The sequence below is a fragment of the Paenibacillus sp. UNC496MF genome (genome assembly GCF_900113915.1).
GTDB classification, from domain to species: Bacteria; Bacillota; Bacilli; order Paenibacillales; family Paenibacillaceae; genus Paenibacillus_Z; species Paenibacillus_Z artemisiicola.
This window is the reverse complement of sequence record NZ_FORE01000011.1, coordinates 138,884-155,067: the sequence shown is the minus strand read 5'-3', so window position 1 is coordinate 155,067 and position 16,184 is coordinate 138,884. Positions and strand designations below refer to the sequence as shown.

General features: G+C 54.3%; 12 protein-coding genes. 11 read left to right on the top strand and 1 reads right to left on the bottom strand.

Going from position 1 to position 16,184, the window contains the following annotated elements; all coding sequences use genetic code 11:
* The first annotated feature begins 1,289 nt into the window (after positions 1 to 1,289).
* The 4 genes from BMZ79_RS20335 (at position 1,290) to BMZ79_RS20320 (ending at position 7,315) form a co-directional block, all read left to right on the top strand.
* A complete protein-coding gene (locus BMZ79_RS20335; RefSeq protein ID WP_090643056.1) occupies positions 1,290 to 3,533 on the top strand; it encodes a helix-turn-helix domain-containing protein in 2,244 nt (747 codons plus the stop codon).
* Between the two features lie 314 nt (positions 3,534 to 3,847).
* Entirely contained in the window at positions 3,848 to 4,774 is a 927-nt protein-coding gene (locus BMZ79_RS20330; RefSeq protein WP_090643584.1) for an ABC transporter permease, read from the top strand.
* A complete protein-coding gene (locus BMZ79_RS20325) occupies positions 4,774 to 5,646 on the top strand; it encodes a carbohydrate ABC transporter permease (RefSeq protein ID WP_090643053.1) in 873 nt (290 codons plus the stop codon). Before BMZ79_RS20330 ends, BMZ79_RS20325 begins: the two co-directional genes overlap by 1 nt.
* 73 nt (positions 5,647 to 5,719) lie before the next feature.
* Positions 5,720 to 7,315, top strand: a complete 1,596-nt coding sequence (locus tag BMZ79_RS20320; protein WP_143089007.1) for an extracellular solute-binding protein — start codon at positions 5,720 to 5,722, stop codon at positions 7,313 to 7,315.
* 109 nt (positions 7,316 to 7,424) lie between these two features.
* Here BMZ79_RS20320 and BMZ79_RS20315 read toward each other — a convergent pair whose 3' ends face one another.
* A complete protein-coding gene (locus BMZ79_RS20315) occupies positions 7,425 to 8,549 on the bottom strand; it encodes a DUF2515 family protein (protein ID WP_090643048.1) in 1,125 nt (374 codons plus the stop codon).
* 330 nt (positions 8,550 to 8,879) lie between these two features.
* Between BMZ79_RS20315 and BMZ79_RS20310 the strand changes: the two genes are divergently transcribed.
* The 7 genes from BMZ79_RS20310 to BMZ79_RS20280 all read left to right on the top strand — a co-directional run bounded on the left by BMZ79_RS20310 (position 8,880) and on the right by BMZ79_RS20280 (position 16,175).
* Positions 8,880 to 10,325 (top strand): spore germination protein, encoded by a 1,446-nt coding sequence (locus BMZ79_RS20310; RefSeq protein WP_090643046.1) that lies wholly within the window; start codon positions 8,880 to 8,882, stop codon positions 10,323 to 10,325.
* Between the two features lie 17 nt (positions 10,326 to 10,342).
* Positions 10,343 to 11,479, top strand: coding sequence for a Ger(x)C family spore germination protein (locus BMZ79_RS20305; RefSeq protein WP_177222235.1), 1,137 nt, complete (start codon positions 10,343 to 10,345; stop codon positions 11,477 to 11,479).
* A gap of 39 nt (positions 11,480 to 11,518) precedes the next feature.
* Entirely contained in the window at positions 11,519 to 12,604 is a 1,086-nt protein-coding gene (locus BMZ79_RS20300; RefSeq protein WP_177222234.1) for a GerAB/ArcD/ProY family transporter, read from the top strand.
* Between the two features lie 142 nt (positions 12,605 to 12,746).
* Positions 12,747 to 13,163: a DoxX family protein gene (locus BMZ79_RS20295; RefSeq protein WP_371263752.1), complete on the top strand. Its 417-nt coding sequence runs from the start codon at positions 12,747 to 12,749 to the stop codon at positions 13,161 to 13,163.
* A gap of 292 nt (positions 13,164 to 13,455) precedes the next feature.
* The gene (locus tag BMZ79_RS20290; protein WP_090643038.1) at positions 13,456 to 14,370 is read left to right on the top strand and encodes a hypothetical protein; all 915 of its coding nucleotides are present in this window, start codon (positions 13,456 to 13,458) and stop codon (positions 14,368 to 14,370) included.
* Between the two features lie 186 nt (positions 14,371 to 14,556).
* On the top strand, positions 14,557 to 14,847 hold the full coding sequence (locus BMZ79_RS20285) for an ArsR/SmtB family transcription factor (RefSeq protein ID WP_090643035.1): 291 nt from the start codon (positions 14,557 to 14,559) through the stop codon (positions 14,845 to 14,847).
* Between the two features lie 146 nt (positions 14,848 to 14,993).
* Complete coding sequence (locus tag BMZ79_RS20280; RefSeq protein WP_090643032.1) at positions 14,994 to 16,175, top strand: MFS transporter; 1,182 nt, start codon at positions 14,994 to 14,996, stop codon at positions 16,173 to 16,175.
* Positions 16,176 to 16,184 lie beyond the last annotated feature (9 nt).

Sequence of the window (16,184 nt, the reverse complement as noted above, 5' to 3'; positions counted from 1 at the left end):
TCACGGGACGTATATGCTGGAAGCGGTGAAGTCCGCGGACGTCGCGACGACGGAGAGCAAGGTGGTCAAAACCTTCAAGAAGCCGGTGGATTTGAGCGGTTATGTCAAGGTGCACGCGGACCTGTTGGGCTGGGGCGGCACTTCGTCCGCCTACGTGGCCAAGATGAAGCTGACTGCCGCAGACGGCACGTCGGCGACCGCCGAGCAGGAAGTAAACCCGAATACATGGGTGGATCTGGCGGCGGATGTGACGAATTTCGCCGGCAAAACCAACGTAACGTCGATTGAAATCTCTTACAGGGGCAAGGATACCGCATACTACTCGGGCGCCTGGGGCGGACATTTCTACGTGGATCACGTCAGGACGGAAGCGCCCGAAAGCGTAAGCATCCCCATTGGAGGCGGCAGCGCGACCGCTGCGCTGGATCCGGCAGCCGGGATTCTGACCGTCGATTTGCCGCAGGGCCTGTTGGCATCGGCGTTCGCCGATACGGAACCGGATCGGCGCGGTGTCAAATCGCTGACGGTGAACGTTCCCGTCGTCGGCGGTGCCGAATCTTACGTATTGGCCTTTACCGCCGGCAGCTTGTCGGCGAACAGGGCTTCGGAGCGGCTTACGGTGATCACGCCGATCGGAACGGTGACGATTCCGAATCATCTGTTCCATCAGCCGGGGATCGATGCTTCGACTGCCGTCGGAATAAAGGTAGAAGCCGTCGACGCAAACGGCATCAAGCTCTCGCTGCTCATGGATGGGAAACCGGAGGATTGGAACGTTCCGGGCGCGAATATCGCCGTCACGATTCCATATGCCGCGACGGCGGCCGAGCTGAGTTCGCCCGAGCGGATCGTCGTCACGCGCATCGACAAGGCGGGCAAAGCGCTGCCGGTTCCGAGCGGGAGATACGATGCCGAGACCGGCACGATTTCGTTCGATGCGGACCGGTTCGGGCAGTACCGGGTTACGTTTTTGCCCTAGAACCATGCGTTTCGCATTCGTTCGTCAAGGGACCTTCGACGGCTCGGCGATGCGAACGCGCGATGAAACGCAATACCTTCGATTTGAAAGGCGGCTTCCGAACCTCGGATGCCGCCTTTGTCGCATATCGAAGGGCTTTGCTCATCGGACAGGGATAATCGACGCGAGGACATGCGGAAATTCGTCCGCGGTTCGGTAAGTTTTGTGGCGTAAAACGCTTACATTGCTGGTATACTGGTTCGGGGGAGGGGATCGCGGAGTGACGTTTGTGAATCGGATCCGTCAATACCGGGTATATCGGAGACTGATTATGTCCTATCTCGTCCTGATCGTGATGTCGATCGCGGTCGTCAGCTCGATTCTGTATGCGCTGTTCTCGCTGGAAGCGGTGAAGGAGATCGACCGTTCGTCCAAGCAGGTGCTGTCGCATGTCAGCTACACGGCTAACGTCGTGTACCAGCAGATCCAAGACGTGTCCAGCCAGCTGCTGGTCGACAAGGATGTCATGTCCTTCTTCGATGCCGACGAGGTCGATAAGCTGAAGAATTACAGAGCCTACATGATCATCGCGAAGGTGCAGAGCGTCTACCCGTTCATCAAAGATATCAGCATGTACAATTTTACGAACGGCGAATACATCGATACGTTCGGACTGCCGCGCGACCCGAAGGTGAACGCGCAGTCGAACGCGGATTATCTGAGCTTCTATCCGCGCGCGGCGATCGTCGATACCGATGCGAGCCTGCGGCTGCTGACGTTCAGCATCGTGCCGGAACGGAAGCTGGACACGAATACGCCGAAGTATGCGCTCGTGCTCGATCTGGACGAGGCGTCGATCCAGAATACGATCGGAAGCTTGAATACGTCGTCGAAGCGGGGCGACACCTACGTCATGAACGCGCGCGGCGAAGTGCTGTCCCATTCCGACGCCGCGAATTTCATGAGCGATTTCTCGGGGCGGCACGAAGTGAAGCGGATTTTGAGCGACGGACGGAACCAAGGCAGCTTCGTGCAGCAGATCGACGGCAAGAAGAATTTGATTACCTACGCGAGATCGCCCGCGCTCGACTGGTACTTCGTCAGCTCGCAGCCGTACAGCGAGCTCCTGTCGAACATTCATACGCTGCGCAGCTGGACCTGGATCATTTCGCTGCTCTTGATCGTGCTTGGCGTCGGCATTTCGCTGCTGTTGACCGGCAACTTCTACAATCCGATCCGCAGGCTGCTTGATCAGGTCGCGGCGGTCCAGACCGCCGAGCTAGGCGGCGGGAAGCCGCTGCATCAGGACGAGTACGCGCAGCTGACGAACGCGTTCCTGCATTCCAGGCAGTCGGCCGAGAGGCTGGAATCGAAGCTGAACCGTTCCCGGCGGGTGCTGAAGAGCAGCTCGATCGTATCCCTGCTGCAAGGCATCGACAAATTGACGGCGGAACAGATCGGAGAGGAATGGGGGAAGCGGCTGACGGGACCTTATTTTCGCGTCCTGCTGTTCAAGATCGACGACAAGGCGCTGTTTCAGCAAACCTATCCGCCGTTCGAGAGGGAACTGATCCGGTTTGCGATCGGCAACATCGCCCAGGAGCTGCTCGGCGGCAATTTCGAGAACGACGCCGCCGTGACCGAGGATGAGCTGGCCGCCATCTTGCAGCTGCCGGACGAAGCGCTCGGCGATACGCTCTATTTGACGCTCTCGGAAATTCAGGACGCGGTTCGCGCTTATTACAAGATCAGCGTCACCGTCAGCATCGGCGGTCTCTGCGATTCGTTCGCCGGCCTGCACGATTCGTACCGCTCCGCCCAGGAATACGGCGACTATCGCCTCTTCTTCGGCTATAAGGCCATCATTGACGCCGCGCGGGCGAACCGGAACCGCGATGGGGATCTGCAGTATCCGTCCTTAAAGGAGCGGAAGCTGATCGACGCGGTCAAGCTGAGCAACGCGAAGTCCATTCAGGCGGGCATCGCCGACTGGATCTCGTTTATATCCGCGTGTACGTACGCCCGGGCGATGCAGTTCACCAATTTCCTGCTGCTGACGATGATCCGGGAATTCGGTCCCATCTCGGAGCTCGGCGATACGAATACGAACGGCTTGTACGCGTATTTCCATCGCATCGAGCAGGTGGAGACGCTGGATCAGCTCGGTGCGGCGCTGACGGATTTCTGCGGACGCGTCGTGACGGTCATGGAGGCGAATAAACAGCAGGTCGCTTCGCTCAAGAGCACGCGCGTGATCGGAGAGGTCAAACAGCTGATCGAGGAGCGTTACGCCGACGCTTGCTTGTCGCTAGAATATGCGGCAGGGCGGGTTGACCTGTCTACCGGCTACTTAGGCAAACTGTTCAAGCATCAGACGCAGTCGACGTTCAACGATTACGTGACGCTCGTGCGCATCGAACAAGCCAAACGTCTGCTGACCTCGACGAACGAAGTCGTCGCCGAGGTCGGCGCGAAAGTCGGCGTTCCGGGCGCCGCGTATTTCTCCACGATGTTCAAACGCCATACGGGTATGTCGCCGTCGCAGTACAGGGAGACCCATCGGATTACCGGCTAACGGGATTGACCCGGACGGACCGCGGAGGCAGCGGCGCCCGTAAATACGGTTCATGCGGCAGACGATAAGCGGCTTCTACCTCGCTTATCGTCTTTTCGTTTCGCGCACTCGCTTTCGAAATGGAGCGAATAACGGTTTTTCGCAAGTCATAGCGCAAGCTTGAAATTTACGATGCGCCTCCGGACGGGATATGCTGAGGCAAGAAACAGAAGGAGTGCATGCCGATGAAAGACGCGAACGTAAAGCTTCGAACGTCTTCGAATCCGTCTTTGAATCCATCTTTGAATCCGTCTTTGAATCCAATAGAGGGGAAGGTGAAGCCGAAGAAGCCGGGGGTGCTGCGCGAGCTGTCCCGAAATCGCTTCTCGTATTTACTGGCGCTGCCGGCCGTCGTCTATGTGTTTATCTTTTCGTATGCGACCTATCCGTATCTGGTCATCGCCTTCCAACGATTCAACTATCAACAGGGGATCTTCCGCAGCGAGTGGATCGGGTTCAAAAACTTCGAGTTCTTCTTCAAGTCGAGCGACGCCTGGACCGTCATGGCCAACACGATCAAGCTGAACCTGTTGTTCCTGGTCTTCGGCACCGTCTTTGCGGTCGCGCTGGCCATGCTGTTCAATGAAATCCGCCATAAGCTGTTCATTAAGCTGGCGCAGTCCACGATGATTTTCCCGAGCTTCCTGTCCTGGATCATCGTCAGTTACTTGATGTACATGTTGTTCGCGACCGACGGCGGCATGGTCAACCGCATGCTGGATGCGCTCGGCCTAAGCGCGCCTAACTGGTATTCGGAGGCGAAGATGTGGCCGTGGCTGCTGACCGGCATGAAGATTTGGAAGGATGCGGGCATGGGCTCGATCATCTATTTGGCCGCGATTACGGGCATCGACCAGTCGCTGTACGAATCGGCCGATATCGACGGGGCGTCGCGCTGGCGGAAGATCCGCAGCATTACGATGCCGCTGCTGGCGCCGACCGTGGCGATTCTGACGCTGCTGAACTTGGGCAAAATCTTCTACGGCGATTTCGGGATGCTCTACGCGATCATCGGGGATAACGGCGTGTTGTATCCGACCACCGACGTCATCGATACGTACGTGTTCCGCGCGCTGCGGCAAATCGGCGATCCGTCCAACGCGGCGGCGATCGGCCTGTTCCAATCCGTCGTCGGCTTCCTGCTCGTCTTCATCGCCAACTTCATGACCCGCAAATTTTATAAAGAAGGGGCGTTGTACTAATGGGCCGGCGCCGTTTCTCCTTCGTTTCCGCCTGCATTTACGTGTTTCTTGCGGTGTTCTCCCTGTTCTGCCTCTTCCCGATGGTGCTGACGATCATCGTCTCGTACTCGGACGAGAACAGCATTACGGCGCACGGGTACAGCTTGTTCCCGGACCGGTTCACGCTTGACGCCTACCGGCTCGTGTTCTCGCAAGGCAGGATTATCTTCCATGCGTATCTGATCTCCGCCGTCGTCACGATCGCCGGCACGTTCCTGGCCTTGCTCGTCACGACCATGGCCGCTTATACGCTGGCGAACAAAAACGTCAAGTACCGCAACGGGCTGGCGCTCTACTTCTTCCTTACCACGCTGTTCAGCGCCGGGCTGGTGCCGTGGTACTTGATGTGCCAGAAGCTCGGCTTGCTCGAGAACGTCTGGTCCTTGATCGTGCCGAATCTGATGTTCAGCGCGTTCAACATGTTCCTGGTGCGCAACTTCATGGACAGCCTGCCCGGCGAGCTGCGCGAGTCCGCTTACGTGGACGGGGCGAACGATTTGCGGATCTCGTTCCGAATCTATCTGCCGCTCTGTTTGCCCGTGCTCGCTACGGTATGCCTGTTCTACGCGCTCGGCTATTGGAACGACTGGTTCAACGCGATCATGCTCGTATCCGACAAGGACTTGTATCCGATTCAGTATTTGCTGCTGCAGATCAAATCCAATATCGACGCGCTGAGCATGATTCCGAAGGGGGCGCAGATGGCTACGATTCCGGCGGAATCGACCAAGATGGCCACCGTGGCGCTGACCATCGGGCCGATCGTGCTGCTGTATCCGTTCCTCCAGCGTTATTTCGTGAAAGGCTTAATCGTGGGTTCCGTGAAAGGCTGATAGCGAGGAACCGATCTTCGGCGAGCAGGACATAGCACGTCTGGAATCATCAATTCAAAGGGAGTGGGTCAGGTTGAGAAGAAAATCGGCTTACATGCTTGCCGCGGCGGTGCTGAGCGCGGCGCTCTTGGCGGGATGCGGCAATAACGGCGGCAATGCCGGTAACTCCGGCAATGCCGGCAACGCGGGGAACAGCGGCTCTGGTTCGGGTAACGCGAACGCGAACGCCGATGCGGGCAGCGGCAACGCCGCCAAGCAAGACGTCGTCACGATCAAGTACGTCATTCCGGGCACCGAGCCGGCCAGCTGGAAGGAAGTCAGAGACGCGGTCAACAAGAAGCTGCTTGCCGACGGCGTGAACGTGCAGATCGACGAGCAGTACATCGACTGGGCGGCATGGGATCAGAAGCTGAACCTGATGCTTTCGACCGGCGCGGATTTCGATATGTTCCAGGTCATGAACGACGTCGTCTCGCTGTCCAACTATATTGCCCGCGGCGCGGTCAAAGACATTTCGGCGGAACTGAACGAGTACGGTTCGAACATCAAAACCGCGATCAGCGACGATATTTTCAATGCGGTCACGAAGGACGGCAAAATTTACGGCATCCCGGCCAACTGGATGGAGCCGGCGGTCGTCGATTTGTTCACCTCGAACGACTTCCTGCTGAAGAAGTACGGCATCGACAGCAAGGTCGCCACGCCGCAGGAGATGCTGGACGCGATGGCGCAGCTGTACGACAAGGCCCCCGCGCCGAAGCCGCAATTCCCGTTCACGCTCAGCAACGTTTCCGCGACCGGCATGGACTTCCTGCACCGGACCTTCGATTCGTTCCCGTTCGACGTCCGCGACGGCATCGCGATGATCAACAACGACGGCACGGTCAAGGACTGGGTGGATACCGACGAGTTCAAGCAGGAGAGCGCCTTCTTCCGTCAAGCGTACGAGAAGAAGCTGATCAACCCGGACGTCCTGACGCTGAAGCAGGATCAAGTGCAGAAGGAAGCGGGGAAAATGAACTGGGGCTTCGAGATGGGGACGCTTGCCAACACGCAGGCCGCGCTCGACAAAGACCTGCCAGGCGCGAAGCTCGGCGATTTCTCGCTGCAGGAGTTCAATCCGGAGAAAGGGCACTACCGCTTCACGAACGCCAAGAACCTCAACGTCGTGGCGGCGAACAGCAAGCATCCGGACGCCGTCATCCAATTCTTGAACTGGCTGTACGCCAACCAAGATAATTACGACTTGTTCATGTACGGGATCGAAGGCAAGACGTACAAGAAAACGGGCGATAAATCGATGGAAGCGATTCTGGATCCGAAGACGCAGGCTTCGCTCATTCCGAACGCGGATTGGATGATCGGCAACCTGAACTTCATCCGCGTCGGGGACATCGTTACGGCGACGCGCAAGCTGTATGAGCCGGACAAGGACGCGAAGAACTTCATCTCCTCGGGCTTCTTCTTCGACGCCACGCCGGTGAAGACCGAGCTCGGCAACGTGAAGGCGGTGATCACGTCCGACATCGCGCCGATCTATGCCGGCGTCGTGGATTACGACGGCCACATCGCGCAAGCGCAGCAGAAATTGAAGGCTGCGGGCGTCGATAAAGTCATCGCCGAATATCAGAAGCAGCTGGACGCTTATTTGGCCGGCGCGGCCAAGTAAGCGGCATCATCGCCGAGACGATCGCTTTCGTCCTCGCCGGCATCTTCCGTCAGGCAGCCGTTCGCTCGTTGAACGGCTGCCTGATTCCTATTTATCGTTCGGCGCCTTGCTAATCTATGAAGTGAATCGCTTTCTTGGCAAGCGCGGCAATTTCGAGTCGCTCCAGTGTTGTACAGTATGCCTCTTTAATCGCTCCGTCTATCGGTTCCAGGTCGTCTTCTAAATAATCCGCCGCGCGCGGATCATGAAACCAATCCCCCGGTTCGGCTTCCGGCTGAGTTACGTTCTTCCAGGCATCCTCCAATTTAGGACTGTAAAACCGTTGCGCATCGTTTTGAATTCGGCATGATTTCAACCTTAAGGGATGGGGAATTCCCGGCACGCCTTCATTGACGCTGTTGAATAGATGCGGCCAGTAATCCTTCCTGGACCCCGTATGCGGATTGCGTTTTGCCCATTCCAAGGCCTGCCCGTTAAATTCCTGATTCTTAAACAAAACGGCATAGAGCCTTTTTCCCAATAAGATTCGCTCATGGAGCGATTGAAAGCGATACAGCGTCTGCCCCTTTAATTGATTGCCTTCAGCAGGAAGAAGAATTTGATTGATGGACAGCCAATCCTGAAGATGGAATTTCGATTGAGCGACGACTTCTTTTTGATAATAAGGGTTCTGAATGACCCGTTCTTCCAAGTAACTTTGTTCGTTAATGACTAATCCTATACAAAGAACATGCGGATCCCGCGCTCTCCAAAAAGAGTTCCAAATCGCTTCCATGAAAATCGAAACCTTCAGTCGGGGGAGTAAATAAAACAGCGGTTTATTTGTCATTACGCTCTCTTCGTAGAGCAGAAGCTGCGGGTATACGTCTTGGAAAATCAGCCAGTTGCCGCGTTCCAAAAAACGGAAAAATACGTCGCGCTCCTTTTCCGCGAGCAGGTTCGTTAGAAATTCTCCCTTTAGATCGGTCATGTTCCAGCCGCCGTTTCGCGATACCATATGACCTAAGAATGCCCAATGGACTTCAGGGTGACGGAGATAATAGGCAAGATAGGCTTTTGTTCTCGTTACATTATTCAGGTTAAGGTCCCGGGTCATCCCGTTTATGTTGTCCAGGAGCTTATTCTCCGAAGGCGTTAACGCCTTCAAGACGTCCGGGGCGTGGTTTAATCGTTTCTTTAATTCCTCGCGGATCGTTTCAAGCGGCGGTTTTTGACGGTTCCTGGTAAAAAAGATAGGTCTTTCCCTCCCGATAATGGAACGCGTATTTCTAGCGATGCTTCTAGGATCAATTTATTATGGCCGTTAGAGATTGATGATGAATTCATTGAAGGGCTTGCACGCTCAAGCATGGCTTGATAGCCCATTCGATAAGGAATAGCTGCGCTAAGCGTTTCGACGTCAAGTCGGGGACTGCCGTTTTTCTTGTCATTGAGTGACTAGGGGAGAGGTGAACATCGGTAAGGGGAGCGAGGGTTTCCAAATAAAGTATAATGTTCCTGTATTGAGGCAATATATAACGTGCGTATCGATTTACCCACTCCTTCATGAAAGTTGAGAACAATCATGAAAATTGGTGCAGACCTCAAAGAGAATGAACAAGCGTTCAAGAACATTTTTCAGCATTGTTCGGATGTCAAATTTCGTGAGGTTACGATCAACGACCAGCCGAGGCTGCTCATGATTTACACGGACGGCTTGGTCGATACGGATATCATCTTGTCGCACGTTCTTAAGCCGCTTCTTTATAAGGGGCTGCCGAAAGGCTTGGGGGCGATGGACAGCCTTGCCCAGATGTTCGATCAGGAGCTCTTACCCGTCCTGGAGACGATGAAGCTGTCCGATACGACGGCTATTGCCGAGTTGATCATTAAGGGGCACCTCTGCCTGCTGATCGACGGGGAACCGAACGCGCTTATCGCCGATATTCAGCGTTTCGAAACCCGCAACATCGAGGAGCCTACCGAAGAAACGACGCTCCGGGGCTCCAAGGAAAGCTTTACCGAAAACCTTCGGACCAATACCGCCATGATTCGACGCATACTCGGGACGCCGAAGCTGAAGATGGAATCGTATACGATCGGAAGCCTGACGCAGACGGAAATCGTCATCACCTATATTGAAGGCAAAGTCGCCATGGAAGTACTGAATACCGTACGCGATCGGATCGGCAAAATCGAGATGGAGGGCATTCTCGAGTCGGGCTACATCGAAGAGTCGATCGAGGACTTTCATTTCACCCCCTTTCAGCAGTTGGGCAACACGGAACGTCCCGACGTCGTAGCGGCTGGATTACTTGAGGGCAAAGTCGCCATTATCACCAACGGCTCTCCGTTCGTCCTTATCGCCCCGGTCACGTTCTGGGGCGGTCTGCAGGCGCCCGATGACTATTACGAGCGGTTCTTGTTCGTTGATTTCAGCCGCTGGATCCGCTTCGCGTTCATTCTCTTCTCGGTGCTCTTCCCGTCCTTGTATATTGCGCTGACCAACTATCATCAGGAAATGGTGCCGCTCAAGCTGATGACGACGATTGCGATGCTGCGGGAGAAATCGCCGTTCCCGACCGTCATTGAAGTGCTGCTGATGGAGCTCATGTTCGAGGGGCTGCGCGAAGCGGGCATCCGCCTGCCGTCGCAGATCGGCCCGCTCGTCACCGTCGCCGGGGCGCTCGTCATCGGCGAGGCGGCCGTCCGGGCCGGCATCATCTCGGCGCCGATCGTCATCGTCGTAGCGGCCGCCGGCATCGCCTCCTTCGTCATCCCGCGCTACCGCGCCGGCTATCCGCTGCGGATGCTCCGGTTCCCGCTGCTCATATTGTCCGGCCTATTCGGACTGTTCGGGATGGCCGCCGGGATCATCGCGATCCTGATCCATATGATTCATTTGAGCTCCTTCGGGACCCCGTTTTTCAGCCCGGTGGCGCCGCTTGCCTCCCGCAGGCTTAAGGATATCCTAGTACGGCGGCCGCGCAAGCTTGTCAGAAAATCCGATCCTGAGGCTGAACCTACATGAGGAGGGCGGGAAAGCTCATGCTGATGCTGCTGCTCGTCGTGCCGCTTACCGCCTGCTGGAATCTCGAGGAACCCGACGAGCAGGCTTTCGTCCTCGGGGCCGGGCTCGATTATACGAAGGAAGGGGAAGTCATGCTCAGCTCCCAGATCGTCATTCCTTCGGGCGTCGGCGGCTCGGAAGACGGCGGCACCCAGAAGCAAGCCAGCTTTCGCATGATGAAGGCAAACGGCAAAAACGTGTACGACGCGGTGGAAAATCTCCAGAAGCAAGTTTCGCGGACGCTCTTCTTCGGCCACCGCCAGACCATTATTATCGGTCACCGGATGGCCGTCCACGGAATCGGCAGCTTCATGGACATTTTCATCCGCAACCCGCAATCGGAGCTGCGCTCCACGATATTCGTGGTGAGAAACGCCGAGGCGAAGGACATCTTTACCATTACGCCGATCTTCGACCCCATCATAACGCCGACGCTAGCGCGGGAGATCCGGTCGATGGGCTTGAAGCCTTACTATTTCCGGAATTTCCTGACGGTATCGATGAGCCAGACGACGCAACCGCTGGTGCCGTTGATCAGCAAGAATGAACTGCATAAGTACGTGTATACGGGAGGCGCTATTTTAAACAAGGATGACGACCTGAAGCTGATCGGGTTCCTGGACGCCAGAGAAGCGCAGTATGCGAACTGGATACTCGGCAATTTGAAACGATTCGGCGTCACCGCCCGCGTCAAGAACGGAGACGGCAACGTCAGCGTGAAGATGCGCACGATGAAACATCGGGTTCGCGTGAAACCTTCCGGTTCGCATATCGACGTCGACGTCCATTTAACCGGGAAAGGCATCATCGTCGAAAACAACTCCAACCTGGATCCGACGAAGCGGACGGATCTCATGACGATTCAGAAGACGCTGAGCGAGTCGACTCAGACGGCGGTCGCCGAGATGGTCAACAAGGTGCAGAAGCAGTACAAAGCGGATATATTCGCGTTCGGGGAAAACTTCCATCAGCAGCAACCCGTTCTGTGGAAAACGGTAAGGCCCAAGTGGAAGGAAACCTTTCCCCGGGTTCATATCACCGTGAAGGTGGACATTCAATGCAAGGACCCGGGTCAGTCCAGCTCGTCCTTGAGGAATCATTTCAATGCCGGCTAATAGCCTCAGATGCCGGCGGGACAGGAGGGATATCGACTCGTGAAGCTGACAGGAATTCAGGTCGTGTGGATCGTCGCGACCGCCGAATTGGTCATGGAGGTCTGGCTCCGCATATCGCCCGCCATCGAGGCTGCCAATCAGGACGCCTGGATGTCGATGCTGCTCGCCGGCTTGATCGGCATCGTCTTGACCTTCCTGGCGGTTCGCGTCAGCATGCTCCATCCCGGCCAGACGCTAGTCAAGTACAGCCAGAAGCTGCTCGGGAAATGGTTCGGCAGAGCGATCGTGCTGCCATACTTTGCGGCATGGTATATGCTATCGATCGACGTGCTCCGCTCTTTCACCGATTTTATCCACCTGGTCCTGCTCGACCAGACGCCCCTATGGCTGATCGAACTGATCATGGTGGCGTTGATGGCTTATATTACGTTTGCCGGCGGCATTACATCCATCGGCCGGTTTTGCGAGATCGCCGGCCCCATCACCGTCATCACCATGTTCTTCACCTTCGTTATGAATGCGGGCAATGTGGATTGGAGCCAGCTGACACCGGTGTTCAACGACGTCGGCTGGAAGCAGGTCGCGAAGGCTTCGGTCGCTCCCGGTTCCTTCTTCGGGGAGACCTTCATGCTGCTTTCGGTCATTGCGTTCATGAAGAAGCCGGAAAAAGCGATGTCGAGGTCGATGATCGGCTTATTTATTACCATTTTCGGCGTGTTCGCGGCAACCGCTATGGTATTGCTCGTTTTCGGCCCCAATTTGTCCGCCGATCTCAGGTTTCCGTATTTTATGATCGTACGGTCCATCAATATTTTAGACTTTATCCAGAACGTCGATATCTTCGTCATCTACATTTGGATTTTCGGCGTGTTTGCGAAGCTGTCCCTCTATTTGTTCCTGACCAGCTACGAAATGTCGAATTGGTTCAATGTCAAGGATTGGCGAAAAATGATTTTGTTCGGAGCGCCGCTCATCTTTATCTCGGCGATTATGGTTCCGAATCAGACGTGGATCGCCATGTTTCAGAAATTATGGCAGGACGCGATTATTCCCATTTGCGGGATCGGGGTTCCCCTTCTGCTGTGGATCCTGTCGGCCGCGAGAAAAAAATCCGTAAACGCGTAAACGCCGCACCGGCTATTTACGCATTCGTTGTTCGGACGTGTCGATCGCGGCCTTCCTTATTCGTTGCCTAAGTGTAAGGCACTTATTACGGGTGAACCGATTCGGTCGAGCAGGCGCCCGTCATTCATGAGGAGGAACATAGATGATGAATATCGAACGGGAAAAGCAGGTGAACTTAGGGACGGCTATAACCGGCGGCTGGTTATGGACGGCAAGGATCATGAACGGGATCGTCATTCTGTTCATGCTATTCGATGGAATCGGGAAGATCGCCGGACTTACGTCCGCGGTAGAAGGCACCATCGCGCTCGGATTTACGGAGCGGCATATGGCGGCCATGGGCATTTTGGGGTTGGTTTCTGCTTTGTTATGCGCCATTCCCCGTACGTCGTTCATGGGCGGACTCGTGTTGACAGCGTATCTGGGCGGCGCGGTGGCGGCTCAAATTAGAGTGGATGCCCCGCTGTTTACGAATATTCTCTTTCCGGTCTACGTCGCGATTTTGTTCTGGTGGGCGTTCTGGCTGCGGGACGAGAGACTGCGCAGACTCCTCTCGTAAGAACAACGATTGCCCGCATAGCCCGATTCCCGCCGAAAGGCGGGTTTTTCTTTTTGAAGGGGCCTTCGGGGAACAAACCGGAGGCGAAACGAGAAACGGAGCAGTTTGCCGGCAACTGCTTCTTTTTTTTGTTGAATGATTGGTCTTTTCTATCAATCTCATCGAAACACCGACATTGATCAATCATTTTGGATTCCTTAGAATTAGGCATCGGCAAATTTCCGGACCGAATCCAACCGGTCATATTTTCAGCGAGAAATCAACCTAAAGGCTTAAGAGGGGGAAATGCGCGATGTCAGGGAAACGGATCCAGTTCAAAAATGTTCTGGTCGCACTGCTAATCATTATGTTGATGCTTGTTTGTTCGTTGGTTCTCGGGCAGAAGGATATTTTGTTTCCGGAAATCGCCGGAATGGCGATGGGCGTGTTGGCTTTCCCGGTAGCCGATTGGATAAAGCGGCCGTTGCACTTGTGGCTTTCGCCGAGTTTGGCTGCATTCCTAGGTACGGCAATGAACGATTTGAACGTATCGCCTCTGCTGAAACTGTGGCTATGCTTGATTATTATCGTCATGCTCATGCATTTATTCCGGGTTCATTTTGGACCGACAATCCCGGCTGGATTGCTGCCGTTCTTCTTGGGCATGCATGATTATGTCTTTGCAATGACCACGACGTTTTTTACGTTTCTGATTATGTTAGGTGCTCTCAAAATGAAAAAGCAAGAAAAGTTACCCAACGCTCCTCAAGTTTTCCGGCGAAAGACGGATACGCTAATCATTAGCGTGATCTTATGTCTTTGGATTGGATTCGCTTTCGCTGCAAAGATTCAAGTCATCCTGGTTCCGCCTGTATTTGCGCTCGTATTCGAAGTCTTCCATGCCCAGAAATTTGCTTGGCGCAGAATTCCGACGCCTTTAGCGCTCGTGACATTAACGGCCATGCTCGCGGTTGTCGTTTATCACGTGTTCTCAGGCTCGATCTTGTTGGCCGGCGTCGTAAACGTGTTGATTGCGTTCCTTCTTTGCAAGTTGTTCAAGGCGCCTTTACCCGTTGCATTCGGCGTGTCATTGATGCCGCTCATATTCCCGGCTTGGGGGACGTGGTTGTTCCCGGTTGGCGTCTTTATCACGACAGGCGTATTAATGGGTATAACCGCAGCCTATCGACAGATCAGAATGATACGGATCGTCGCGGATGCGAAATGACCAAATTAATCTTCGATGGCGAGTGATGAATGAAATCCTATTTTGGACGGAACCTAATGATTAGGCTTGTTATTCGTTAGAGGGGCGAACCAAGATGGAGTTCAGACAGTGGAGGAAGGAGGATATGAATCAAGCGACATGCAAATGGGGATTTGATTTGACACGTTTTCTTCGTACAATGGTGATATGACGACGGACAACAGAGTAAACGATGAGCACCGGATCAAAATTTTCAAGGCATTGGCTGACGAGACGCGATTGGAGATTGTACGGAATCTGTACGCCGCGAAGAAAGAGTTGAATTGCGGAGAAGTGGGGGACGCGCAAGGGACTTCAAAGTCGAATACTTCGTATCATTTACGTACGTTAAGGGAGGCGAACTTGATAAACGTACGAAAAGAAGCTCAAACGAAGTATATGCGTATCAACCTGGCTACCTTCCAAACGTACTTGCCCGGATTTCTGGATACGTTGTAGAACGCTAGAAGCGACGCGCAACCTGAAGGAAGCCACAATAGAGCTGTCCGGCAGGAATAAGGAAGCGATCGAGCAAATCATAATTTTTTTTGTTCATTAGTTCAATAGATGTTGAACTACTTAACTAAAGAAAAGGGTGAATCAGAATGGGTAAGTTAACTTCTTTATTATTCGTCATCATGTTTTTTATCGGCACGGATACCTTTTTGATTTCGCCGTTAATACCTACCTTACAGGAATTGTTTGATATTCCGACGCGATATTCCGGTTGGATGGTGGGGGCATATGCGCTGGGTTATGCCATCTTTGCCTTGATTGCCGGACCGCTCTCCGATGGGTGGGATCGCAAAAAAGTCATGTTTTACGGAATGATTTCTTTTTCGATCGCGACAATTTTATGCGGATTCGCCACGGGCTTTTGGTCGATGTTTTTATTCCGGCTATTGGCTGGAATCAGCGCGGCATTTACATCGCCGCAAGTTTGGGCCTCCATTCCGGTTTTGTTCCCTGCATCCAAGAACGCCAAAGTATTCGGTATCGTCATGGCGGGCTTGGCCGCTGCCCAAGCATTCGGCATACCTATCGGAGGTCTGCTCGCTTCGACGCATTGGTCTTATCCTTTCTATGTAATCGGCGCGTGTTCCTTGGTGGTGTCCGTCTTCATCCATCAAGCCTTACCTTCGATGAAACCGGACCAAGGCCAAAATTCCAGACTGCCGATTAGGAAAAGATATCTCCCGCTGCTCGCCAGCAGAATCGCTAGAAGAGCTTTCCTGGGACATTTCTTGTTTAATTGCGGCTTCATGGCTGCCTTTTCTTTCATTGGCAAATGGATGACGGATCGATTCGACCTCTCGGTCGAGCAGGTGGGGTTCGTCATGTTTTTCTTAGGCATCGGTAATTTGGCGGGCAGTTTTGGCGGTGCTTATCTTGTTCAGAAGCTCAATCGGTTCAACACGCTGGTCGGAGGCTTTCTTCTCGCCATCGGTTGTTATATCGTCTTGCCTTTCTTGCCTTCGGTAGCAGCCTTCGATGGCGTCTATTTCTTCGTATTCTTGAACATGGGAATTGCATTTCCGTTAATCATGGGACTCTTGACCTCGTTAAATCCGGCCATACGCGGCACGATATCAAGCTTGGGCAATTCGATCATGTATGCCGCGACAACGATCGGTTCTTGGATTGCCGGCTTGATCTATGCGGCGTTCAACGGTTTCATCGCGGTCGCCCTGTTTGCAGCCCTATGTTTTGCAGGCGCATTATTTTATTTTGTAACGAGTCGCCTATTGACGAATCAATCGGAAATCGCGAAGAAAGCCGCATCGTAAGGCCGGTGC

Coding starts and splice junctions, on each gene's coding strand:
- BMZ79_RS20335 (WP_090643056.1), top strand. CDS start 1,290: ATGTCCTATCTCGTCCTGATCGTGATGTCGATCGCGGTCGTCAGCTCG.
- BMZ79_RS20325 (WP_090643053.1), top strand. CDS start 4,774: ATGGGCCGGCGCCGTTTCTCCTTCGTTTCCGCCTGCATTTACGTGTTT.
- BMZ79_RS20310 (WP_090643046.1), top strand. CDS start 8,880: ATGAAAATTGGTGCAGACCTCAAAGAGAATGAACAAGCGTTCAAGAAC.
- BMZ79_RS20305 (WP_177222235.1), top strand. CDS start 10,343: ATGCTGATGCTGCTGCTCGTCGTGCCGCTTACCGCCTGCTGGAATCTC.
- BMZ79_RS20295 (WP_371263752.1), top strand. CDS start 12,747: ATGATGAATATCGAACGGGAAAAGCAGGTGAACTTAGGGACGGCTATA.
- BMZ79_RS20290 (WP_090643038.1), top strand. CDS start 13,456: ATGTCAGGGAAACGGATCCAGTTCAAAAATGTTCTGGTCGCACTGCTA.
- BMZ79_RS20285 (WP_090643035.1), top strand. CDS start 14,557: ATGACGACGGACAACAGAGTAAACGATGAGCACCGGATCAAAATTTTC.
- BMZ79_RS20280 (WP_090643032.1), top strand. CDS start 14,994: ATGGGTAAGTTAACTTCTTTATTATTCGTCATCATGTTTTTTATCGGC.